Origin of the sequence: Mesorhizobium sp. M0500, assembly GCF_040321165.1 — a bacterium.
GTDB lineage: Bacteria > Pseudomonadota > Alphaproteobacteria > Rhizobiales > Rhizobiaceae > Mesorhizobium.
The window spans coordinates 14685-36434 of the sequence record NZ_JAMYRB010000038.1; the positions used below are offsets into that span (position 1 = coordinate 14685).

At 62.4% G+C, this 21750-nt stretch carries 22 protein-coding genes and 3 pseudogenes; 9 read left to right on the top strand and 16 right to left on the bottom strand.

The annotated features are described in order from the left end of the window. Positions 1 to 211: 211 nt before the first annotated feature. The 3 genes from NKI70_RS31205 (at position 212) to NKI70_RS31215 (ending at position 2183) form a co-directional block, all read left to right on the top strand. A complete protein-coding gene (locus NKI70_RS31205) occupies positions 212 to 673 on the top strand; it encodes a hypothetical protein (protein ID WP_352693848.1) in 462 nt (153 codons plus the stop codon). A 725-nt stretch (positions 674 to 1398) separates the two neighbouring features. Beyond that, positions 1399 to 1791, top strand: a complete 393-nt coding sequence (locus tag NKI70_RS31210) for a diguanylate cyclase (protein WP_352694640.1) — start codon at positions 1399 to 1401, stop codon at positions 1789 to 1791. 182 nt (positions 1792 to 1973) lie between these two features. Beyond that, a complete protein-coding gene (locus NKI70_RS31215; RefSeq protein ID WP_352694644.1) occupies positions 1974 to 2183 on the top strand; it encodes an Hpt domain-containing protein in 210 nt (69 codons plus the stop codon). Between the two features lie 15 nt (positions 2184 to 2198). On the opposite strand, the gene NKI70_RS31220 is transcribed toward NKI70_RS31215, so the two are convergent. The 8 genes from NKI70_RS31220 to NKI70_RS31255 form a co-directional block, all read right to left on the bottom strand. Beyond that, positions 2199 to 3626: a glycosyltransferase family 2 protein gene (locus NKI70_RS31220; RefSeq protein WP_352726032.1), complete on the bottom strand. Its 1428-nt coding sequence runs from the start codon at positions 3624 to 3626 to the stop codon at positions 2199 to 2201. Next, entirely contained in the window at positions 3623 to 4660 is a 1038-nt protein-coding gene (locus NKI70_RS31225) for a HEAT repeat domain-containing protein (protein ID WP_352694368.1), read from the bottom strand. Before NKI70_RS31225 ends, NKI70_RS31220 begins: the two co-directional genes overlap by 4 nt. A gap of 2 nt (positions 4661 to 4662) precedes the next feature. Continuing rightward, positions 4663 to 6417, bottom strand: a complete 1755-nt coding sequence (locus tag NKI70_RS31230) for a YaiO family outer membrane beta-barrel protein (RefSeq protein WP_352726034.1) — start codon at positions 6415 to 6417, stop codon at positions 4663 to 4665. Further along, a complete protein-coding gene (locus tag NKI70_RS31235; protein ID WP_352694372.1) occupies positions 6417 to 6959 on the bottom strand; it encodes a response regulator transcription factor in 543 nt (180 codons plus the stop codon). The genes NKI70_RS31230 and NKI70_RS31235 overlap by 1 nt, the downstream gene beginning before the upstream one ends. A 102-nt stretch (positions 6960 to 7061) precedes the next feature. Further along, entirely contained in the window at positions 7062 to 7448 is a 387-nt protein-coding gene (locus NKI70_RS31240) for a response regulator (RefSeq protein ID WP_352694374.1), read from the bottom strand. A 5-nt stretch (positions 7449 to 7453) separates the two neighbouring features. Beyond that, positions 7454 to 9892, bottom strand: a complete 2439-nt coding sequence (locus NKI70_RS31245; protein ID WP_352694376.1) for a hybrid sensor histidine kinase/response regulator — start codon at positions 9890 to 9892, stop codon at positions 7454 to 7456. A 377-nt stretch (positions 9893 to 10269) separates the two neighbouring features. Further along, positions 10270 to 11211 (bottom strand): ATP-dependent DNA ligase, encoded by a 942-nt coding sequence (locus NKI70_RS31250; protein ID WP_352694378.1) that lies wholly within the window; start codon positions 11209 to 11211, stop codon positions 10270 to 10272. A gap of 80 nt (positions 11212 to 11291) precedes the next feature. Continuing rightward, entirely contained in the window at positions 11292 to 11429 is a 138-nt protein-coding gene (locus NKI70_RS31255) for a hypothetical protein (protein ID WP_352694380.1), read from the bottom strand. A 5-nt stretch (positions 11430 to 11434) separates the two neighbouring features. Here NKI70_RS31255 and NKI70_RS31260 point away from each other — a divergent pair, with 5 nt between their 5' ends. The 3 genes and pseudogenes from NKI70_RS31260 (at position 11435) to NKI70_RS31270 (ending at position 13301) form a co-directional block, all read left to right on the top strand. Beyond that, positions 11435 to 11800: an adenylate/guanylate cyclase domain-containing protein gene (locus NKI70_RS31260; protein WP_352726036.1), complete on the top strand. Its 366-nt coding sequence runs from the start codon at positions 11435 to 11437 to the stop codon at positions 11798 to 11800. Positions 11801 to 12079: 279 nt separating this feature from the next. Further along, a pseudogene (locus NKI70_RS31265) lies at positions 12080 to 12548 on the top strand ((2Fe-2S)-binding protein). 180 nt (positions 12549 to 12728) lie between these two features. Continuing rightward, positions 12729 to 13301, top strand: coding sequence for a group II intron maturase-specific domain-containing protein (locus NKI70_RS31270; protein WP_352694397.1), 573 nt, complete (start codon positions 12729 to 12731; stop codon positions 13299 to 13301). 270 nt (positions 13302 to 13571) lie between these two features. Here NKI70_RS31270 and NKI70_RS31275 read toward each other — a convergent pair. After that, positions 13572 to 13910, bottom strand: a pseudogene (locus tag NKI70_RS31275) (IS6 family transposase); the annotation flags it as partial. 259 nt (positions 13911 to 14169) lie between these two features. On the opposite strand from NKI70_RS31275, the gene NKI70_RS31280 reads away from it, so the two are divergent. Both NKI70_RS31280 and NKI70_RS31285 read left to right on the top strand, forming a co-directional pair. Beyond that, complete coding sequence (locus tag NKI70_RS31280; protein ID WP_352726051.1) at positions 14170 to 14700, top strand: DUF4142 domain-containing protein; 531 nt, start codon at positions 14170 to 14172, stop codon at positions 14698 to 14700. After that, on the top strand, positions 14693 to 15202 hold the full coding sequence (locus NKI70_RS31285; RefSeq protein ID WP_352450349.1) for a ferritin-like domain-containing protein: 510 nt from the start codon (positions 14693 to 14695) through the stop codon (positions 15200 to 15202). The genes NKI70_RS31280 and NKI70_RS31285 overlap by 8 nt, the downstream gene beginning before the upstream one ends. 108 nt (positions 15203 to 15310) lie before the next feature. Here the strand turns inward: NKI70_RS31285 and NKI70_RS31290 are convergent, their stop codons facing one another. From NKI70_RS31290 to NKI70_RS31310, 5 genes are all read right to left on the bottom strand, one after another. Next, positions 15311 to 16057: a hypothetical protein gene (locus NKI70_RS31290; RefSeq protein ID WP_352726038.1), complete on the bottom strand. Its 747-nt coding sequence runs from the start codon at positions 16055 to 16057 to the stop codon at positions 15311 to 15313. Next, a complete protein-coding gene (locus NKI70_RS31295) occupies positions 16057 to 16953 on the bottom strand; it encodes a hypothetical protein (protein ID WP_352726040.1) in 897 nt (298 codons plus the stop codon). Before NKI70_RS31295 ends, NKI70_RS31290 begins: the two co-directional genes overlap by 1 nt. Next, on the bottom strand, positions 16950 to 17345 hold the full coding sequence (locus tag NKI70_RS31300) for a phage holin family protein (RefSeq protein WP_352450346.1): 396 nt from the start codon (positions 17343 to 17345) through the stop codon (positions 16950 to 16952). The genes NKI70_RS31295 and NKI70_RS31300 overlap by 4 nt, the downstream gene beginning before the upstream one ends. Further along, the gene (locus tag NKI70_RS31305) at positions 17335 to 17880 is read right to left on the bottom strand and encodes a hypothetical protein (protein ID WP_352694390.1); all 546 of its coding nucleotides are present in this window, start codon (positions 17878 to 17880) and stop codon (positions 17335 to 17337) included. Before NKI70_RS31305 ends, NKI70_RS31300 begins: the two co-directional genes overlap by 11 nt. Before the next feature lie 299 nt (positions 17881 to 18179). Further along, the gene (locus tag NKI70_RS31310) at positions 18180 to 18383 is read right to left on the bottom strand and encodes a hypothetical protein (RefSeq protein WP_352694392.1); all 204 of its coding nucleotides are present in this window, start codon (positions 18381 to 18383) and stop codon (positions 18180 to 18182) included. A 951-nt stretch (positions 18384 to 19334) separates the two neighbouring features. Here NKI70_RS31310 and NKI70_RS31315 point away from each other — a divergent pair. After that, complete coding sequence (locus NKI70_RS31315) at positions 19335 to 19625, top strand: hypothetical protein (RefSeq protein WP_352726043.1); 291 nt, start codon at positions 19335 to 19337, stop codon at positions 19623 to 19625. A gap of 196 nt (positions 19626 to 19821) precedes the next feature. On the opposite strand, the pseudogene NKI70_RS34115 reads toward NKI70_RS31315, so the two are convergent. Beyond that, a pseudogene (locus NKI70_RS34115) lies at positions 19822 to 20830 on the bottom strand (YihY/virulence factor BrkB family protein); the annotation flags it as partial. Between the two features lie 588 nt (positions 20831 to 21418). Beyond that, the coding region (locus NKI70_RS31330) for a Crp/Fnr family transcriptional regulator (RefSeq protein WP_352726049.1) at positions 21419 to 21750 on the bottom strand (332 nt) is incomplete at its 5' end.

Genomic DNA, 21750 nt, shown 5'->3' on the forward strand with positions numbered 1-21750 from the left:
TTCGGGAGCTCCTCAACTACGCGTTCACAACACGCGATTCTATACGAATCAAATTGAAGATTGTCGTTAGCTTCACATCCAGAAACGTATCTCGGAGTGCATTTTTTAAGATTTCTTCATGCCGCCAAGCTGCCGATAATATTGCTGCTCACCTGTTTCCAACACCACACAGCCCTCCCGCGAAAGGGCAAGATTAATAACGAGCGAAATGGTGAGAAAGAAAGTTGGCATAGGGGTGGTCGCCCGCCTCCTTCGGATTTATTCTTTACCCGCTCCGCGCATCGCATCATGGGACTACCCGGCCTGGCAGCCGGAATTCAAACCTGGGGAATTCACCGGCGCCCTGCGTGCCGACAATGACAACACTCGTTTCCGCGGCGGCATGCGTGCGGTGCACTGGCCGGCCAAAGAAGATCCAGCCGCAGCGCTTGCCGTGCTGCAAGAGATCCGCGACACCACCGGCCAAACGCGTACGGAAGGCGCGCAGGGTTATCTTAACCCGCGAGACGCCAATCCCGACGACGCCGAGACGCATGACGTGCCAGGCGACGAGGTGACGTCTGAAACTATGGTGGAGCCGGCACAGGATGGGCTCGACGAAGTGTGGCCGGAGGTTCTGCATCAGATACGGCCGTCAGAGCGTGACATATGCCGGGGCGTTGGGCTGGATTGAAGGGCCGCGCACGGGATGGAGCGAGCCGCTAGGCTGGGTGATGTGCTGTGCTTGCGGAATGTTGTCGCCTCCTGAAGGGCGTAGCATGAGACCGGACTTTGATGGCCATGTGGCCGAAATTGCTGGCATGCACTTCTACACAAAGCCCGGCGCTCGCAAGAAGGCCGAAGGCGGCATGCTTGTTACCTACACCGACGCTGCTGGTACGAGCAGCGGCCCGCGTATGTCACCAACAAGCCACGCGGCGGCAAGAGGCCACACAGGACGAAAGCGGCGGCTGCGGCTTATCTGAACGCGCCGGCGGCCATACACTGTCGCCTTGCGAGCGGAAGGCTACCAGCGACCATGTCGGGCACCCCTGCGTTGATCGACATGTACACGCCGCAAGCTGGCGTCGAGAAGGCCCGGGAAGAACTGGCAAAGGCTTACGCGGCTGGCAACCTACCTCCCGTCACCAAGTGCCCTACGAAGCCGGCGAGGGGCGCCGGCTTTGTAACCGGCGCGAAACAAACCGCAAGATGCCTGCGCTGGCTTGGCAGAAACGGCCGGATTGGCTGAATTGCGGACTCAGCCGGTGTTAGCGGGGCCTACGCGTTATGAACGGGGCCCCTTCTCCTGCTGCTTTGTGCATTCCGCACTGCCTTTTATGCGACTTCGAAGCAGTGAGACAGCGCGCCTGGTCGGCAGTAGTGCCAGACTGGATGGCTGGATGGAGGGAGCACGAGATGAGTGAGACCCGCAAAATAGCAGCGATCCTGGTCTCGGATGTGGTCGGCTACAGCCGGCTAGCCGAGGTGCTCAAACATATTGCCCACGCAATCCAAACTGGCGCTGGTCGCTCCAACGACCTGGCTGCACGATATGGGGGCGAAGAGTTTGTGATCGTGTTGGTTGACGCTTCAATGGAACATGCGAACGAAATAGCCTTCCGGCTCGTCCAAAGCGTGCGAGATCTGAACATTCCGCACGATTGCGGCAGAGTGACCGTCAGCGTTGGCGTCGCTACAACGGTACCCAACGAGAACGAGAGCCCGAATGATCTCGTCAAAGCCGACGATCTGGCACTATTCCGTGCTAAGTCGGAGGGACGAGATCCCGTCGTGGTTGATGGTGTATGAGAAGGCCGTTGCCCTGGAGATCATGCGCGACAAGCAGTCCGCTTCGACCCAAGCCGCTTTGTGCTTGAATACCCGCCGAAACGATCCAGGAGGAGCGCCACCTCATTTCAAACGATCCTTTCGCCCCTCTCCGGCAGCGTTTCCTTGTCCGATGCGCCGATCAGCTCGCGGAGCTGAAGGCCATTGCACGTCAAGGCGATGCCCTCCCCACCCGCGATGCAATGGTTAGTATCGCCCACTCGCTGGCGGGGGCGGCGGGTACGTTCGGGTTTGGGGAGATCAGCGCGCGGGCGTCCGCGCTGGAGACGCTGCTGATCGAGAATGGGGATGAAGGGGCGGCCGAAGCCGCGCTCCATGCCCTAATTGCGGAGATCGAGCGGACGCTGCAATGATGCGTCCGGCCATGCCTATTTCTTGGCGCCGGAAAGGCCGGTCCTGGTCATCTCGCCCCAGTTCTGGTCTGCCCGCAAGAATTGCCACCAGCCCCTCAGGCGCCAGAAATTGTTGAGCTGGCGATAGCCAAAATTCTCGATCACGGCGACCGCCGTCAGCACGGCCAGGTCCCGGGCACGCGGGAAGCGCTGGAGCTCGGCCTCTTCGAGGATGAGGGAGCATACGCTGACGCAAACGCCATAGGTGAAGATGAGCGAGGTGAAGGCCAAAAGATATTCGGCCGACAGGATGCCGAGCAGCCAGAAGGCCGGGATCAGGATGTAGCCCAGCACCTCCGCCACGGGCCCCAGCACGTCGGCAATCAAGATGTGGCCGAAGCCGAGGAAGCCGACGCGGCCATAGCGCGGATTGAAGAGCATGGCGCGGTGGCGGAAGAAGCATTCGAGCGCGCCGCGCTGCCAGCGCGTCCGCTGCCTTGCCAGAACTCTCAGCGTTTCCGGCGCCTCCGTCCAGCACACCGGTTCCGGAATGAACTGAATGCGGTATTTGCGCCTAGCGTCACGCATATGGCGGTGCAGCTTGATGACGAGGTCCAGGTCCTCGCCCATCGAACCTCTGGTGAAGCCGCCCACCGCCACCACTTCTGCGCGGCGGAACACGCCGAAAGCGCCGGAGACCAGCATCAGCGTGTTGATGCGGCTCCAGGCAAGCCGCGCCATGAGGAAGGCGCGCAGATATTCGACCACCTGGAGCAGCGGCAGCAGGCGGCGCGGCAGATGGATCTCGCGCACCCTGCCCGCTTCGATTTTCGAGCCGTTGGCGATTCGGATCGTGCCGCCGACGGCGATGGTGCGCTCGGGGTCTTCGATGAAAGGCTGAGCGGCGCGCATCAGCGCATCGGGCTCGAGGATGGAGTCGCCGTCGATCGCGCAGAAGAGCGGCGCGCGGCAGACATTGATGCCGGCGTTCTGGGCGTCGGCCTTGCCGCCATTCTCCTTGTCGACCACGAACAGCCGCTCGGTCATCGGCGAGGAATAGAGGCCGCGGATCGGCTTGTGCGCGAGCGCCTCCTCATAGGGCCGATGGAACTTCACCAGCCTGAAGGCCTCGATCAGGCGCTGCAGCGTCTGGTCCTTCGAGCCGTCATTGATGACGATCACCTCGAAATTAGGATATTGGAGCGCGAGCATGGAATGGACGCTCTCTACCACGTTCAACGCCTCGTTATAGGCGGGCACCAGCAGCGCGATCGGCGGCGCGACGTCGCCATAACGGTGCCAGAGCAGCGCCGAGCGCGCCACCGGCGGGCGCTTGGAAAGCGCATAGCCCGCGACGGCGAGCTGCAGGAAATAGATCGTCGTCTGCGCCAGCCCCGCCCCGATGATGAACCAAGACAGGGTGGTGGCGGCAAGAACGATCTCGTGGCTCCAGTCGGCGATCATAAGGCCGGCCCCTCGGCAAGAACGAGCGAGGCGGTGCGCTGGCTGCGCGAGACCTCGCTGTCGGAAATCTCGCGCAGCAGCCGCTCTCCCGGCTGGCCGAAGGAGCGCAGCGCATTGGCGGCGGCATAGCGCACGTTCCACGCCTCATCGTCCATCAGCCTGGCCAGTGGCGGGGCGAGTTCAGACAGGCCGAGCCGGCCAGCGGCATCGGCGGCGGCGCTGCGCACGTCCCAGTTGCCGTTTGCCATTGCGGTCGCCAGGATCGCCGGCGCGTCGGCGTGTCCTGTGAGGCCGAGCGCGCGCAGCGCCGCGGCGGCAATCTCGGGCGATGCGTCGCCGGCCAGGCGGGCGAAGAAATCGGCGAAGCGAAAGCCGCCGGCGCGGGCAAGCGCGTCGATCGCGGCCGCTCGAATGAAGGGCACGGCGTCAACACGCGCGGCATGGTCCGCGAGCTGGTGGAGGCGCGCCGGCGGAAAGCGCCTGAAAAGCTCGATCAGGCGCCGCGAGCGCTGCCCCGCCACGCCGATCTTGCGCAGCGCAATGCCGAGCGGCGGCAAGCTGCCGAGATCGCAGAGCGAGATGGCGACGGCGATCCTGACCTCGCGCGAACGGTCGTGGTCGAGCGCCGAAAGCAGGCTTGCCACCGCACCTTCCGAACGCAGCGCCGCCAGCATCTCGGCCGCGTGTATGCGATCGGCCACGTTGCCTTTTTCCAGCTGCCTGCCGACAAGGGCCGGCAGGCCGCATTCGTTGAAGGCGGAAAGGACGTCGTCATGCTCCTCGCCGCGCAGCAGCGAAATGAACTCGAACCCGGCATTGATCGCCACGCCCGCCGGGACCACGAGCACCGCTGCCTTCAGGACCTCGCGGTCGCGGTGCTCGGTGAAGGCGATCAGCGTCGTCAGAAGCTGGCGCCGCTGGTCGGCCCCAGCCCTGCCCCAGCGCTCCTGCAGCACGCGGCGCGCGATCAGGAACAGCATGATTACCAGGGAAAGAGCGGTGAGCAATATGGATAGATCCCAGATGTACCACATGGTCAGAACCGCGCGGTCAGTCCGAGCCCGAATATGCCTCGGTCGAATGTCGGGCGTTGCTCATGCGCGATGCTGGCGCGCAGCGTCAGCGGGTCGCTGACGTCCCAGGAAATGCCGCCGAAGACGGTGCGCGTCGGCACCAGCGTGCCATTGGAGATTTCGGGGGCGTCCGCGTAGCCGCCGAACAGATTGAAGCGCTGTGTCACCGCAAGGTCGGCGCGAAGCACATAGCCGTCCGCGCGCGTGCCGATATCGTCCTGCACATGCACCCAGCGGGCGGAAAGCCCAAGGCGGCCGTCGAGGACATAGCCTTGCACCCAGGGCGAGATGCTGGTGACATTTGTGTTGGCGAAATTGTCGTAGCGGGCGTCGATGTTCAGAGACAACGGGCCGAACGCCTTTGCCGGCGTCACGAGCTGCCACGAAGCGCCGGCGCCGATCGAATAGCGCGCCAGGAAGTCGGCGTCCGGCGTCGTCGCCGCCAAAACATAGGCGGAGAATGCCGGCGAGAAGGCCTGATCGATGCGGCCCTCGACCTGGACGTCGGTGTGGCCAAAGCGGGTGGCCAGCCGCGCACGGCCGGAAATCGTCGTGCGCGGCGACAGCCGATAGGCAAGGCCGGCCGAACTGTCGGTCCAGTCGCCGAGACCATCGGTGAGATCGCTCACCTCGCCGCCGAGGTCGAGTCGCCATTTGCGCGGCGGCGGCACGGCCAGCCTTTGCTCGACATCGGCAGAACCTGGCTCGATGGCGAGCGCTTGGCGATAGGCTTCCCGCGCGGCGTCGTCGTCACCCTCGGCGCGGCGCACATCGCCGAGCCCGACCAGCGCGTCGGCGTTGCGCGGATCGGCCGCAAGCACGCGCTGAAACGACTGCCTGGCGCGCCTGTAGTCGACCTCGAGCAGAGCAATTCTCGCATCCAGGTCGAGCGCCTCGACATTGTCCGGCGCCGAGGCAAGCACGCCGTCGACCAGCGCCCGGGCGCGCGGCGCATCGCCCTGCCAGATCGCCAGGCGCACCTTGCCCAGCCGCGCGTCGAGAAGGCCGGGCTTGATTGCAAGCGCGCGGTCGAAGAAATGCCCCGCCTTGTCGAAGCGCCGGCTGGAGCCGACGACAAGGCCAAGGGCGACCAGGATGTCGGTGTTCTTCGGCGCCTGCCTCAGCGCCCGGCGATAGACCGTCTCCGCTTCGGGCAGCTTTCCCGCCGCCCGCAGGCGCCTGCCCTGCTCCATCAGGCCGGCGAAGGGATCGGGCCGCCGGCTGGCCGGTTCCTTTGCCCGCGCCGGAACCGCGGGAGCCCGTTTCGCCTCGCTGCCGGCAGCCTGCTTCGCCTTGCGGATGTTCTCGACAAGCGCTGCGGCGTCGGCATTGCCGGGATCGGCCTGCGCGACCTTCTCGGCGAGCGGCAGCGCGGCATCCGGATTGCCGGAGCGGAACTCGACCTCGGCCATGCCGAAGCTGGCGTCCCGATAGGTCGGGGCAAGGGACAGCGCCCTGGAAAAGGCCTGCCGGGCGGCCGGCAGATTGTCGCGGCCGAGCTCGGCGAAGCCGAGTTGCACCAGGGCGTCGGCATTGTCGGGCTTGAGCGCCAGCGCGCGCCGGAAAAGGTCCGCCGCCTCGTCGAAATGCTGCGCTTGCCTGGCCTTGACGCCGGACGCGTAGAGCTCGTCGACCGTCTGCGCCAGCGCGGCGCCGGGAGGCGCGGCGATCGCCAGGATCAGGCATACGGCCAGAGCTGTGCGCCGGCTGCGCCTCATCAGCGTTTCCCGCTCTTGCGCGAGATCAGACGCGCGAGCCGGGCCAGAAGCTCCTCGGGGATGAATGGCTTCACCAGGTAGTCGTCGGCTCCTTTCTCAAGGGCCGAGACAATGTCCCTTTCAGCCTTGCGGGCGGTCAGCATGATCACTGGAGTTTCCGACAGAGCCGGATCGGCTTTGAGGCGGGCCAGTACCTCCAGGCCGTCGGCCTTGGGCATCATCGCGTCGAGCACAATGATGTCGGGGCGGTCCTGCTCCGCCTTCGCCAGCGCTTCGGCCCCGTCCACCGCCTTGATGACCTCGTATCCTTTCGCCCTCAACCTGAATTCCATCAGCTCGAGCAACAAGGGATCATCATCGCAGATCAGAACTCTTGCTTTCGCTCCATCCACCAGTCCTGCTCCGGTTCCGTCGCCCCCCGGAGTGATCAACCCATGAACCGACATCCGCCAAAGTGGTCCATGCCAGAAATTCCGCGCAGCTTTCCCCGCGCCCGCCAACGCCGCGCGATCATAGATAAAGCTGATTCGCGACGGTTGCATTTCGATACAATCACTAGATGAATATCGGCCCATGGTATAGGAGCCGCAAACGGCAAACCGCGCTTGCCGACAGCTTCTTGCCGCCGCCTTCCCCTGGCGCGTCTAGGCCGGGCCATCGCGCTGCGGGAGCAGCTTCCTCACTTCACCTGCAAGCGCCAGCGGATCGAAGGGTTTGGCGATAACCCCTACGGCTCCCATGGCGAGATAGCGCTCCACCTCATGCGTCTGGGTGCGCGCCGTGATGAACACCACGGGGATTGAGGCCGTCAGCGGCGAATCGGCCAGGCGCCTCAGCGTTTCAGGCCCATCCATATCCGGCATCATCACATCGAGCAGGATGAGGTCGGGCTGCCAATCGGCGGCATCGGTTAGCGCCTCGATGCCCGAAGAGCAGGATCGCACCTCGAATTCCGAATCGAGCTCGAGCGACATCTGGGCGATTTCGCGGATATCGTTCTCGTCATCCACATACAAGATCCTTGCCGGCATCATCGTCACTCCTTGCCAGGGGTCGGCGCGCTGCCGTCGCGAGAAGCGATCAGCATGCTTCTGACCAGCTTCGCGACATCGATTTCGGAGGCCCTGGTCTTGGTCATGATCGCCTGCACCCGGTCGCCGAGTTTCTGGTCGAGTTCCGCCGCCGAAAACACGATGACCGCGGTCTCGAGTGGCAGATCGACGAGGAGGTCGAGGCCAGATCCGTCGGGAAGTGCGATGTCCAAGATGACCAGGTCGAAGCGATGGCGAGCGACCGCCTGCCGGGCTTGCTGCAGCGTCTTTGCGGATGTGATCGAGACGCTCGAACCGAGCCCCTCCGACATCACCGCAAGCACGCCCTCATCGTCTTCGACATGCAGAATCTGCGGCTTCGGCTCGATCCTGCGGCCGACGATCTTGGCGAGAGCGGCGTGAAGCCGTTTCGAATCCACCGGCTTCTCCAGCCAGTCGACGATGCCGACGGCGCTGCCGTTCAGCGAGCGCCTGGCCTCGTCGGCGACAGCGGAGATGACGATGACCGCAATGTCGGAATTGGCCGGTGATGCCCTGATCTCGTAGAAGAGCTTGATGCCGGATTCCTCCGCTAGCTTGATGTCGAGCGTCAGCGCCACGTAGTCGCGGGAGCTCAGGAGCGCCTTGGCGGTGTCGATATCGGGCGCGACGTCGCTGGAAAAGCCTTCAGCATCGAGAAGTGCTGCGATCACCGCAGCGACGTCGGGCTCGTCCTCGCAGATGAGGACACGCAGGCGGCCATCGCGCTTGCGCGCCCGGCGCTCGACCAAAACCGGCTTCTCGGCCTGCCTGTGCGCTTCGGGAAGCTCGACGTGAAACGCTGTTCCCTTGCCTTCCTCGGTTTCGAAGGAAACAGCGCCGCCCAGCTTTTCGGCGATAGCCTTGACGATGCTCAAGCCCAGGCCGGTGCCGCCTATCTTACGCGTGCTGGAGGCGTCCGCCTGCTCGAACTTGCCGAATAGGCGGCTGCGGAACGCCTCGGGGATGCCGGCGCCCTGGTCCACCACGGAGATGCGCAGCATGTCGCGGTCATGACGCTGGAGTTTCACCGTGACGGTGCCATCGGTGTGCGAGAACTTGATCGCATTCGACAGCAGGTTCGCCATCACCTGATGCAGGCGATCCGGATCGATGTTGGCCTCGGCGCGCGGGGCATCGTCGACCAGAACGATCCTGATCCGACTGTCGGCCATGTAGTTGGAACTGGCGGCAATGGCCTGCTCCAGGACCTGACGGACAGGCATCTGCTTGATCTTGAAGGTGATCACGCCTGATTCGATCTTCTCCATATCCAGGATGTCGTTGATGAGAAGAACCAGCCTTTCGCTATTGGTGTGGGCGATGTTGACGAGATTGGCGGCCTTGGGCGGCAGTTCGCCCGCCACGCCGGCCGCGATCAGACCAAGCGAGCCGCGGATGGAGGTCAATGGGGTCCGCAATTCGTGGCTGACCGTGGAAATGAAATCGTTCTTGAGCTGGGCGGTGCGCTTCTGCTCGGTGATGTCGCGGTTGTAGGTGATGACGCCGGCGATCTTGCCGGCCTCGTCGCGGAAAGGCGTTTTCAGCGTGTAAAGCCAGCCCTGCCTGCCGTCCGGTAGGAGAGCGGGCTGGTCGATGCGCAATGTCTGCCCGGCCTCCAGCGCGCCCGTTTCATCCTGCCTGAAGCGCTCGGCCACGTCCTTGGGGTAGAAATCGAAATCCGTCTTGCCGATAAGGTCCTCGACCGAGGCGGCGCGCACCAGTTCGGCGGTGGCTGGATTGGCCGCGATGAAGCGGCCGTCGACATCCTTCATGTTGAGGCTATCCGGCAGCTCGCGGACCATGGCCCGGTAGATCATGTTGGACATGGCGAGATCTCGCCGCCGCTGCTGGCGATCGACCAGAACGCCGATGATGAAGGTGCTGAGGAAACGGAACACCAGCGACGGGAGCGTGCTCTGCTGCACAAAGCCGGCGACGACTTGCGGGGGGATGATCAGAAGGGTGATCAGCCCGGCAAGCGCGACCGACACGCCCAGGCCAAGTATGTCGAACATGGTGCGCGACCGGGCCGCCACGATGTGGTGCCATGCCAGACCGACGACGGCGGTGATCAGGATGCTCACGATGCCGACGCTGGCACCCTGCCCGCCAAGATAGAGGCGATAGGCAATGGACCCGGCGGTGGCGATGAACAACGCCGGCCACCCGCCGAAGAACGCGGCGGCTCCGACAAAAGCGGCCCGCAGATCGACGACGAAGCCGGAGACGGACAGAGCCGTCGCCATGGAAATGATCGCGCCCGCGCACATGACCAAGCCGAGAAGCAGCGACTGTACCCGCTGCGGGAGACGCCCCGTGAAATCCGCCACAAGGTCCCAAGCGACGACCAGGATGGAGACGAGGGCAAGATTGGCGAGGAGTGAGTGCCAGATCTCGGTCATGACTTTCCGGCTCCTTTTACCGATAGATATCGGCAAAACCTATCCAAGCTCTAAAAAGGGTGCGCGCTAGCCGACAGTGTCGGACCGATAGCAGCCCGACGGGACGATTTGGCAGGCGTCTTAGTTGCTGCACGCTCCTCGGGCATCTCTTTGGCTCAGGCTCCAGCTTCGGTATTGACTATTGGTTGTTCTCCGGCGTCTGCTTCCGAGCGGAGGCAAAAGACGCCCCTATGGCCGTCATTAGGCGCAAAGCGGCCCTCCGCGACGCCAATCCAGCGTCCAGTCCTGCATACGCGCTACGCTCATACCCACCCCGTGTCTCCGCAGTCTTCGTGACGGGAGCAGCTATTGGCGCGCCCGACCGAATCGTAATCGCATCAGGATGAAAGGACCCATGGTAGCCGATGCCCGCTCGTGCGCAGCGCCCGCTTGTCGGACAGGATGCCGCCCTCGAACTGGTCGAATATCGACGGGTGAACCCGTCTAAGATGCCGTTGGTGTCCAGTTTTGGACGTGCTTCGGCGATTGTCGTGTGAAGCTTTTTTGATCATGCCATCGAGCCCTTCTGGAACTGGCCGGCGCGAATGCGCTGATAGGCCGATTCCGTCGCCGGCGGCGACATTGATCGGCGCATCGGTGCCGGCCTTGCCGGCCGCTGCGAGCGAAGGTCCCATGAAGTCGAAGTAGAGATCGTTGATCGCCAGCGAATGCGTCCAGGCTTCGCCGTATTTCTGCAGCAGCGACGTGGTCAACTGCGGCATGCGCTGGGAGGTCTCGGCAATCGGCGTGTCGACATATTCGAGCGCAAGCCGGCAGGCGTGCTTGCGGAACGCAGGCCCGTCGCCGATCACGTGATCGCTGAAGCGTAGGCCAGGCATGTCGGTCGAAAACAGGCCTTCCGGTCGCGCTTTGCGATCGATGAGTGGAAGGTTCGCAATGCTCTCTCCGTTCAGGAACAGAAGATCGAAAGCAAAGAAGGCAAGATCGCCCGTGCGGCCCTCGTCCATAGCGGCCTGCAGGCGGCTGAAGGAGGTGACGCCGTCTGCCCGAACGGCGCACAGCTCCCCGTCGACATATGCCTCTTTCACCGGGAGCGGGCGGAGGGCCGCTATCGTCGCTTGATAGCGATGCGACCAATCGAGGCCGGTGCGGGTGAGCAACCGGATGTCGCTGCTGTCGATCCGCGCGTGCATGCGGTATCCGTCGTACTTGATTTCGTGAAGCCAACCGGGGCCGTCGGGCGCTTCGTCGACCAGGCGCGTCAGCTGAGGCTCGATCCATTTCGGCGGATGTGTTTTATTCGGCTTTGTGGGATTCACCGTCTTCCGCGCCAATTGAGATAAAGCGTCGTCATGCGGGCCAGACTACCACATGATGGACGGGATATCCGCTGCAGCTTCTATCGGAAATCCCGCGTCTTCACCTTGATGCGGTCGATGTGCGCATAGGGATCGACGATATCGCGCGCTTTCGGCATGCCGCGCGGATCGACGCCCGATCCCCCATGATGGGCCTCGTCACCACGGCCGTGTGGCAACGGAAATGGCGTGTCGCGGTTCCCGACGCTGGCGAGTTCGGCCGAAACAGGAGCCAATCGAGATTGGGATCGGCCTGCACTATGGCGAGGTGGTCGTCGGCAACATCGGCCATGCCCAGCGCCTCGAGTTCACGGTGCTGGGCGACGCAGTCAACGTCGCCAGCCGGCTCGAGCGCCTGACCCGCCATACCGGCACAAGGCTGATGATCAGCGACGACTTGGTGCGCGCCGTGCAATCCCGCGGTCATGAGCCGTCTGTAATCATCAAAGACTTGCGGCCCGACCAGACGCGCACGGTACGCGGAAGGCAACGGCCAGTCGCGGTCTGGTGCTTGCATGAGACAGCTGACAGGCTCGGGGCGGATACATAAACTGCCGGCTACCGCCCAAATCAGCGTGCCACGGAGTAAATTCGCTGCAGCTGGAAACATCGGCCCGCAGCCGTTGTTCGGACGCGAGGGCTGGTGCCGCCTGTAGCGGCGGCGACCTCCGCTCCATCCGGTCCTTCCCGGTTCGCATGCTCCGTCGCGGATGAATCCCGCTCTAGCAAGGGGCCAGACATGACCAGTTATGATTGACGAGGCGAGAGCTGCTGGCAGGCACAGCGGTGACTGGCGTCGCTCTTGCGGGAGTAAACCTCATGCCTGAATTTGCGGCGGCGGCCGCGCAAGACACCGGCGCCGGCTCCGCTCGATCTGGTGCTGCGCATCAACGGAACCGAGCAAAGGCTATCCCTCGACCCGCGAACGACCCTGCTCGACGCCCTTCGGGAGCACCTGCATCTCACAGGATCGAGGAAAGGCTGCGGCCTGGGCAGTGCGACGCGTGCACAGTGCTGATGGACGGCAAACGCGTGAAAATCGTGCCTCTTGCTCGCTGCCTTGGCGGAGGGGCGTGAGATCACCATCGAGGGTCTGCGCCCCGGGCGAGGAGCTTCATCCGCTGCAGGCCGCCTTCATCGAACGCGATGCCTTCCAGTGCGGCTATTGCACGCCCGGGCAGATCATGTCCGGTGTCGCCTGCATCGAAAATTCCTCACAGGTGGAAGTCTCCTCGTATCCGTCGTGCAGGATGGCCGTGAGGCGCCCATCGCCCGCAGCGCCGAGGGCCACCCGCTAACCTCCGGTTCGCTCGGGTCGATTCCGGGCGGTCACCGAAAGTCCGCTTTGGAAAAGCGTCGGGAATGTCAAGAAGTGGCGCGTCCCGCTGGTTCAAACACCTGGGCTGCGGAACGCCAGAAACGAGCGTCGAAAGGCTGGGTGGGGTGGTGGAGAGCGGAAATTCCGATCCGTCGACGAACTGGACAAAGAACTGGAGCGGCGCGGACATGCCTTCGTCCGTTATGCCGACGATCTGAACGTCTACGGTCGCACGCAGCGCTCGGGCGAGCGGGTGATGCAATCCCTGCGCAAGCTGCTTGCCAAGCTGAAGCTGCGGGTCAATCAGACCAAGAGCAAGGTGGAGCGCGCCACGGCATCGAAGTTCCTCGGCTTCCCGTTCTGGGTCGCCGGGGGACGGAACATCCGGCGACGGGTAGCGCCACAGGCCATCGGACGCATGAAGGAGAAGGTGCGCATGCTGACCCGGCGCAATGCCGGTCGCAGCCTCGCGCAAATATGCAAGCCGCTCAGGGTCTATCTCGTCGGCTGGAAGGCTTACTTCCGGCTTGCCGACCCCGAGCGTGTTCGCCGACCTCGACGGCGGGTTCGCCACCGCCTGCGGGCCATACAGCTCAAGCACTGGAAGCGGGGTTCGGTCATTTACCGCGAGCTGATTGCTCGCGGCATGCCGGACCACGCGGCCAAGCGTTGGAACGCGCATTGGCAACTTCCGATGTCAAAATATCGGCCGCCATCCCGTGGGGTTCCATAGTGTCCATCACTTTCTAATACATGGGGGGCGGCGTATCCTGCTGCACAGCGCGAGATTTTCGGCCAGCATTTCTTCAGTGCGTTGAAGCGCGAGCTCGGTCCGGTGAATGCGCTGCCTGGCACCGCTTCTTGCGCAAGGCGCTTGCGCGGCATGGCCGGCCGGATCGCATCGCCGTTTGACAGATGAAGCCGTTCGCCTGTTCCGGCGCTGTTTTGACAGGGCGCGCATTGGTCATTCGGCCCATCGCGCTTTTCTGCGGCCCGCCGTTTCGCGTTTGGCCGCCACCAGGTCGCGGTGTTCGCTGAAGAAGTACTCGACCGTGTCGCCGACGCTGTCGATGGCACGGTAAAGATACATCCAGCGACCGCGAACCTTGATGTAGGTCTCATCGACATGCCACTTGCCGGTGACGGTCCGCTTGCGCCGGTTGAAGCGCTCCAGCAGTTGCGGCGAGAAGCGGACGACCCAGCGATGCACTGTGGAATGATCGACACTCAAGCCGCGTTCGGCCATCATCTCTTCCAGATCGCGCAGGCTGAGAGTGTAGGCAAGATACCAGCGTACGCACAGCAGGATCACCGACTGGTCGAAATGACCGCCCTTGAACATGACAAGCTCCTCGGCAATTGAAGAGCCTTCATGCCTCATGCGGTCTTGACGGAGAGTTTGCGACGGAACCGATAGTCATGCCAGGCCATTGGAACTTAAACGAGAATCAGCGCCAGCAACTTGCCGGCATCGCATTTGCCGAAGGTGCGTGTGAAACTCAAAGGAAGCACGGCCTTCACGATAATGCGATGGCATTTAATTTGAGAATCCGAACTTCCAGGTTCTCAAATTAAGTGCCAATCCTGACCGAAACGACTGCATTCTTACGGTTAACTGCCAAGCGACACGAGGTCCAGTTCGGCGAACTCGCCGGAAATCCAAAAATGCCGCCGTGAAGGAGTTCGCCCGCAACATGGTCCACGACCACACGGCTACCAACGACAGGCTGAAGTCGCTCGCCGAGGCCAGCAAGATCCCGCTCCCGGCAGGGCTCGACAGCGATCACAAGCAAATGCACGCCAGGCTCGAAAAGCTCACCGGTGCCGATTTCGATCTCGCCTACATCAGCGGCCAGATTTCGACCATCAAAGACAGTGCAGCTTCTCGAATGGGAGATCGGTTCCGGCCAGGATGCCGACATCCAGCACTTTGCCTCGGACGTCTTGCCGACGGGGCTGGAGCATCCGCGGATGACGCGCGACATCAGGGCGAAGCTGGTGAACCCATCGCTCGCCGACGCCGCTTTATGCCCGACTACGAAATAATGTTCGTGCGATCCATCCTGCGGCCGGAACAATCCTCGTCGCTCGTGGTTTGGATGCCACCAAACAAGGAGACCTCTGATGTCTGAATCGCGCGAATGGATGATCCAGTGGCTGAGAGATGCCCACGCGATGGAAGAGCAGGCGGAGACGATGCTGTCTGGACAGTTGAGCCGCATCGAGAGCTATCCGGAGCTGAGCGAGCGCATCCGCCTTCATCTCGAAGAAACAAGGCAACAGGCTTCCCGGCTGAAGACCTGCCTCGACCGTATCGATGAAGGATCGTCCACCGTGAAGGACGCGGGTGGCAAGCTCATGGCGCTCGCCCAATCCATCAGCGGCGTGTTCGCCGGCGATGAGGTGATGAAGGGCTCCCTCGCCAGCTACACTTTCGAGCACATGGAAATCGCCTCCTATACAATCCTCATCGCGGCGGCCAACGCCGAGGGCGAGACCGAAATCGTGCAGGCCTGCGAGCAGAACCTCCGCGAAGAGGAGGCAATGGCGGAGTGGCTGAAGAGCCGTCTTGGCCAGACAACCCAGACGTTCCTGACGCGGGCCGCCGCCGACAGCGACAGCGCCAAGCGGTGATGGCCGGGTTGGTTAGCGCGAGAAAGGCGACCCGCTCCTGACAGCCGGGACACTGGGTCGTCCAGGCTGCTCTTCCGTAGTTCTGGAGTTCCGGCGCTGAATTGTCGCCTAGTCGACCGCCGCGTGCTCCTCAAGCCGTCGCTGATACGCAATACCTACCGCAGCCGCGATGGCTAAACCCGCGGCACCAAGAAGGAGCTTGTCTCGCGTCTCCTGATCGCTCAGTGCGCCCTGGACAGCAGATGACGCTTGACCGGCGGCAGCGGCTGCCCCCTCGGCGGCCTCGCTGCCGGCCTGCCGCAATTCGTCGAGCAGATTCGGCGTCTTGGCGCCCAAATTCCGCACCTTCTCTTTGACGGCGCCAGCCGCTTCCTCCGCATGTTCCTTCACTGTTTCGGCCGTCTTGGCGCTCATTTCGCCGACCTTCTCTGCCAGCTCGACGGATTGCTCCTTCAAGCGCTCTCTGGCGAAAGCGAGATGATCGACCTGCTCGTCCAAGCCCGGCTGAATTGAAGGCGTACGCAACAGGCTGAATAGTCCTGCTCCGATCAACGCGGTCGCGATTGGCGGACGGTGAAGGAACCGCCACGCGAGACCAGCCCCAATTACCAATGCGGCGCCAGGATTCGCGGCAGCCTTTGCCTTGAGATCCTCGATGATCTCCAGCGCCGTCAACTGCGCGGTCGATCTGGCTTTCGCGACCAGCGCATCCTTGGCCTCGAGCGCCTCTTGCTTCAGTTCGTCGGTAAACTCGGACACCGTATTTGGCGAGCGCAGCGTCGACAAATCTTCCGCGAGCCTTGCGCGGGCTGCCTCAACGTCGTGTTCGAGTTGGCGGAGATTTGCCTCGCCCATCACGAACCTCGCTTTCCGCTGGACTGACCGGATCTGCCGGACCGGGAAGCACCCGGCCGTTGTGACTGATCCGAATTGGCCGATTTATCTGTCGACCGGCCCATGCTACCCGGGGCCGATTGGCCGCGCGATACGCCTGAGGTCGCGGACGGCGACTCAGCCGACCCGGCTTGCTGTTCGCCCGACAAGGTGCTGCCGAACTCGCCAGCCACGTCGCTCACGACATCCTTGAGGCCATCAGCATTAAGGCCGCGCTCCTCGGCAGCGGTCCTGAGCCTTTCGCGCGCCTTCACCGTCGACTCCTTCAACCGTTCGCCGACTTTCTCGGCGCTGTTCGTCAACTGCTCTCCAGCTGGGCCGAGTGTCCGCTTTTCAAAATCCGTGGGGCGGAAGGCTGCAGCGACAGCTGCCCCTGTGGCGAGGCCGAGCAGCGCCAGCGTCAGTGGCTGCTCTTCGACTACGCGGTTCACCGTCTCTTGGAAAGTTGATTGGGCTCGTCGCGCGACCCGCTCCGATGTCTCAGTGACGTTGCGTCGCGCCTCGTCAACGTATTCCGACGCGGACGAAGCGTAAGCGCTGGCCGTGGCCGCGACCTTGCCGCCGAGGTCCGAGGCATGCTCCCGTGCATTGTCTGCCGTCTCCGAAGCGTCCTCAATGCTTTTCCACCGGCGCCCCTGGCCGGCGGTGTTCGAAGACCTTGGGTGAACGCTTCGCTGGCCCTTGCTTCCGCGGGTTTCGTCAGCGTGATCAAAGCCGCCGCTGGCCCATGCCCCCCCGCGGCGCATCAACAGCGCGCAGCCGGCTGCAACGAGAAGAAGACCTTCCGGGTTGTTTTTGGCGGCGCCGATGAGCCATTCCGCCGTTCCGATGTTGGTCGTATGCGCTTCGCGGCTCATGTTAGATGCTCCTTGGTTATCGATATATCCTGTTTGATCTGATGGATTGATCGCGTGGGCGTCATCTCCTTTTGCGCATCCATGCGGCCCTTGTAGTAGGCGAGCGCTCCAGCTGCGGCCACGACGCCGGCAACGATCAGGCAGGACCAGTGCATTACGATCCCAAAGCTAGCTATCCAGAAGACGACGGCTTGCACTGTCAGCAATCCAGCGATCAGCCCAAGCACCCCGGCAGCGGACATCCAGATGCCGGCCCGAAGCTTGGCAAAAACGTTTTCAGACAGCTCCGCCCGGGCCAGCCGCAGCTCCTTTTGCACGAGGTCGGCAAGATCCGCCGCGGCGTCGGATAGTGCTCGTGGGAGCGTGGAATTCTTGAGCTGATCATGTGCCATTAAATTCGCTCGCTGCTTGCCGGTTGCGCCCGCGCACGGGCTCATTGGAGCGCGACGACGCCGGCGACGCGCTCTTCAGCGTCCGAAATGTCAAGAACCCCGCAAGGGCAGCAAGCCCGAAAACCAATCCGGGCTGGCGCCTAGTCAAATCGGAGGCGGCGCGGACCAGCTGATCGACCGACTGGTCCCGCAGATCGTCTGCGTAACCATCGATCCTGTTCGCAAACGTACGAACCACACCGGCGACTAAGGGCGCGCTTTCGTCGAGGTCCTCGGCTGCGCGTTTCGTCGAACTCGCGAGCTGGCCCATCACCTCGGCACTGCTGCCGACCTGACGGTCTAGCATTTCCTTCACCTGGTTGGTAACTGTTGACGCACTATTCGAGGCCGCCTGCTTGGCCGTATCAACTGCTTGTTGAGCCATGTCGGAGGCTTTCGAGACCGCGTCGCTCACGGTTGCCCCAATGTCCTTGTTTGCAATGTCCTCAACAGGTGTTTTGGTCGCGGATTCTCGTTCCTTGTTTTGGCTGTTCATGGTTTCCTCCATTGACAGGCAAAACTGCGGCAAAACCCTTTAGTTCCGTGGAGCTGCTCAAAGAAGCTACCCTTGCGCGCGGATACGTCTCAGCACAGACCAAAGTGCTTCCACGAAATCCCGGCTGTTTCATAGGAGTCAACTATCACCGGTCTCGCTTCGCGATAATTGAGCTATCGGCAGCGATCCTTGTGGCAGCCCGGACCAAGGGGCGGTATTTCGCCGTCCAGTCATGCCCCCAGCGGTAGGGTCTCAGTTTGAAGCGGCTGTGGGTGGAAGCGGACTGCTGAGACCGGGATCTAGCGGCTTGCCCCGCCACCAAAAGCCATTCGAAACCCAAGGGCAACGATGAAGAAGGCTGCGATCCGCTGCTGCCAAAGCTTCACGCGGGGCCGCGTCGTGATCCACGAACCGATGCTGCCCGAAGCCATGGCATAAGTTCCCAATACTAACGCGCCCGTCATTTTCTGGGTTTCGTCTAACAGGAGCTGTTGCAGGCTCACGGGCCCTCCATGCGGATCAACAAATTGAGGAGGAGGCGATCATGAAGGTGTTGGGCCAAGGGTTCACTAGGTTTGCGATCATTCCTTCCCGGGCTGCCGCAAGTCGACTGACTTGACGTGGGTCCTGCTGGGCTGCGGGCTTCCCGAACGTGAAGATCAGCCGTAGTCCTAGCCGAACGAGATAGGCTGCTCCCATCCATTGGAGCGTCGCGAATGCAAACGGGGACGCTCGCACGAGCTAGGAACGCCGACCGCGATAAGGGGAAGTTGCATCACGCCCGCGCCGGCTGTCGTCCCAGCCCAACTCAGCGCCCTGTCCAATCCACGCGCCATCACCAGCATGTTATCAGACCTCGATGGCATCTGCAGTATGATGACCGTTCGAACGAATGTTATCCAGATCGCGGGATCGATGAGCTTTCTCCTTTCGTAGTTGGACCCCTTGACCGAACTATAGCGTCCGCGTCGCTGGTCAACGACCGACATCGACACTGGCGAACGTCCGCACGTGGCGGTAAGTCGGGTCGTCAAGCCGAAATTCAAACTGAGACACCACGCCCCGGCGGGTTAAGAAGCGGAGGCCGTCGGCGTCTTTTATGATCTGCGTGCGGTAGCCGTCGAACTTGGCCGCGTGAATTCAATCTTTACCCTCGGGAGGATGGTCAACCCAGGGTCGGCATCTGAACCCCACGCCACAGGTGCGAACTAAATCGCGACCGCCCGACTTAGGTTGCGGAACATTTTAGCAAAATTGAATGTTTAGTGGAAGTGACAGCTATCGGAGCTTGGCCCGCCGATTGTCAACAGACGGCACGGAACAGCCGCCGAGCATGAGGCCTGCCATTTCTATATCTGCCCACGGTGCGGACAGGCTGTGGCATGCGCGACCTGCGCCAGGTGGTCTGGCACCAAAAGATCGAGCACGAGCCGCTTGAGATGGAGGCTTAGGCCATGCCCGCGAGTATGAAAGTCGACGATGAAGTTTCGCTCTCCATCACAATTCTGAAGGTTTTGGACAACGGCATGTCGAGCGTGAGCATACCCTCTTACAGCTTCCCCTTTTCAATCGACACACCGACCAGAGCAAAGGCCGGCCAGGAGGTCGACATCACAGGATTTGTGAGGCGGATCGATGACGCGAAGGGCAGGTTGACGGTTCGGATCGAAGGCGGAGGGCTCGTCAGTGCCGATATCGAAGCAGTATCACGTGGGCCGGCAGCGACAGTCCGCAAGTCTCGGTGACATCCAAACCGACCCCATCACGCCTGTGCGCTCCCCGTTTTGCTGCAACCAGTCGCCGGCTCGCGCCTCGACAGCCGCTTCGTCCGCAGCCGGCGGTTTGGCGTTCGAAGCGCTATTCACGAGTGATCGGGGCCGGAAGTTCTGTTTGTGTAAACCCTCGTTCTCCGCGACTTGATGCGCTTTCGGCGCCGCTCCGTTCGGCCGAGCGGCCCAGCGTGTCGGCCATCGCGGCACCTCGCGCGCCGATCGGCTGCGGCGCGCCGGTTGTGGTGTCCTTGGCCGTCTGGTGTTCCATCTCGGAGTTGAGCTCGGCTCCGACGATCAGGATCATGACTGAGATCCAGGTCCACATCATGAAGCCGATGACGGCGCCGAGCGTCCCGTACGTCGCGTTATAGTTGGCGAAATTCTCGAGATAGAAGGAAAACCCGATCGAGGCGGCAAGCCACACGATCGTCGCGAGGCCGGCGCCCCAAGTCAGCCACCGCCACGTCGCTTTCTCGCGGCTGGGACCGTAGCGGTAGATAAGCGTGATACCTGCCGCCACCGCGACCAGCATCACGGGCCAGCGCAGGATTTTTATCAGTGTCTCCGTCCAGCTGCCCAGATTGAGGAGCGCGAGCGCCGCAGGGACAAGCCCGACCGAGACCAGGAACGCGATGCCGATGAAGATGGCGCCGAGCGTGAAGGCCAAGGCCAGCAGATTCAACCGGACGACGCTGCGCTTTTCGGTCTCCTCATAGGCGATGTTCATGGCTTCGAAGATGATCTTGATGCCGTTGTTGGCGCTCCAGAGCGCGACGGCGAGGCCCCAAGATAAAGCCGAAGGTCAAAGCGCCGGTATTCTGTTGGGCAAGGGACCCAAGCTGTGACCGGATAAGATCGAGCCCGCCCGACGGTAGAACGCCGCCGAGGAAAGCGATGTGCTCGGCGATTGTTTTGGGATCGGCGACGAAGCCGTAAATCGAAACGAAGGCGGCAAGTGCAGGAAACAGCGCCAGAAGCAGGTAGAACGTGGTTCCTGCTGCGATCAGTGGGACTCGGTCATCGCTTACTTCAGCTATCACCCGCCAAAGGATGTCTTTCCAGCCTTTGGTCGGAATCTGCGTGGGCCGCACCGCATCTCGCCCGCGGCCCTGCTGCTGCGCCCGCCGCCCGCTATGCACCTGTTTTGCGTGGAAATTGTTGGGCTTCTCGTTTGCCATGGCTCCGGTCCGCCTGTCTATTCGTCATGTAACGTGCAGGTCGGCCAAAGGATGCAAGCTGCAACTGCCGAGACCCCGCGCGCGGCTCTACTTCGCGGTCGGTCATGAACGCCTCTCGATGGCCGTTTTGGGTATACCTCATGGCATCTCGCTCAGAATTAGGGCAAGCGGATAGCCCCATAGGCTGGGTCAGAAATACGCCGCAGCAACCGTTTGGTTGTGGTGGTAGCGAAACTGCCCATTGTCGGACGGTGCAAAAATCAGACGCAAAACAGTCGCTTTAATCTTTAATCCGGGACTTTTGCGAAAACCAGGCCGCCGGAATCGACGCTAAGCGGAAGCTCGCTTGCTCCGGGTCAATTCACCGCCATGACCCTGAGCTGCCCTTCAGTCCAGTCTCGCCGTTGCCCGCAATTAACCCATCTCGGCCATTCGCGGCATAGCCAGAATGACTGAGTTTTACCCTAGTCTTCCTCCCGAAAATCCTGCAGCGAGGCATGGCGCAGATTCTCCTCGCCTGAAGGAATAATCACTTGCGGCCGAGGAATATGAAACGTGCGGTGCGCCCCGCCGCAGCGACAGCCTTCGCTATTCCTTCTTGTCGACCAGCGCCCGTAGTGCCGAGACGTCATGCAACAATAACCTGCTGCCGCGCTTTTCGATCAGGCCTCTCTTGGCGAGGTCGCTCATTTCGCGCGAGACCGCTTCCCTGTGCGTGCTCATCGTTGCCGCCAGCTCGGAATGCGTCGGTGCCGGGCTTACGGACACCTCGCCGTCCACGAGTGCGGCTTTCTCCGCCCGATGCAGGAGCTCGACGATCAGCCGTTTTCGCACCACCAGAGTGCTGTATTCGAATACCCGCTCGGTCATGCGCCGGAGCTGGGCAGACAGATGCTCAAGCAGCATCCAGGCAAAAGTCG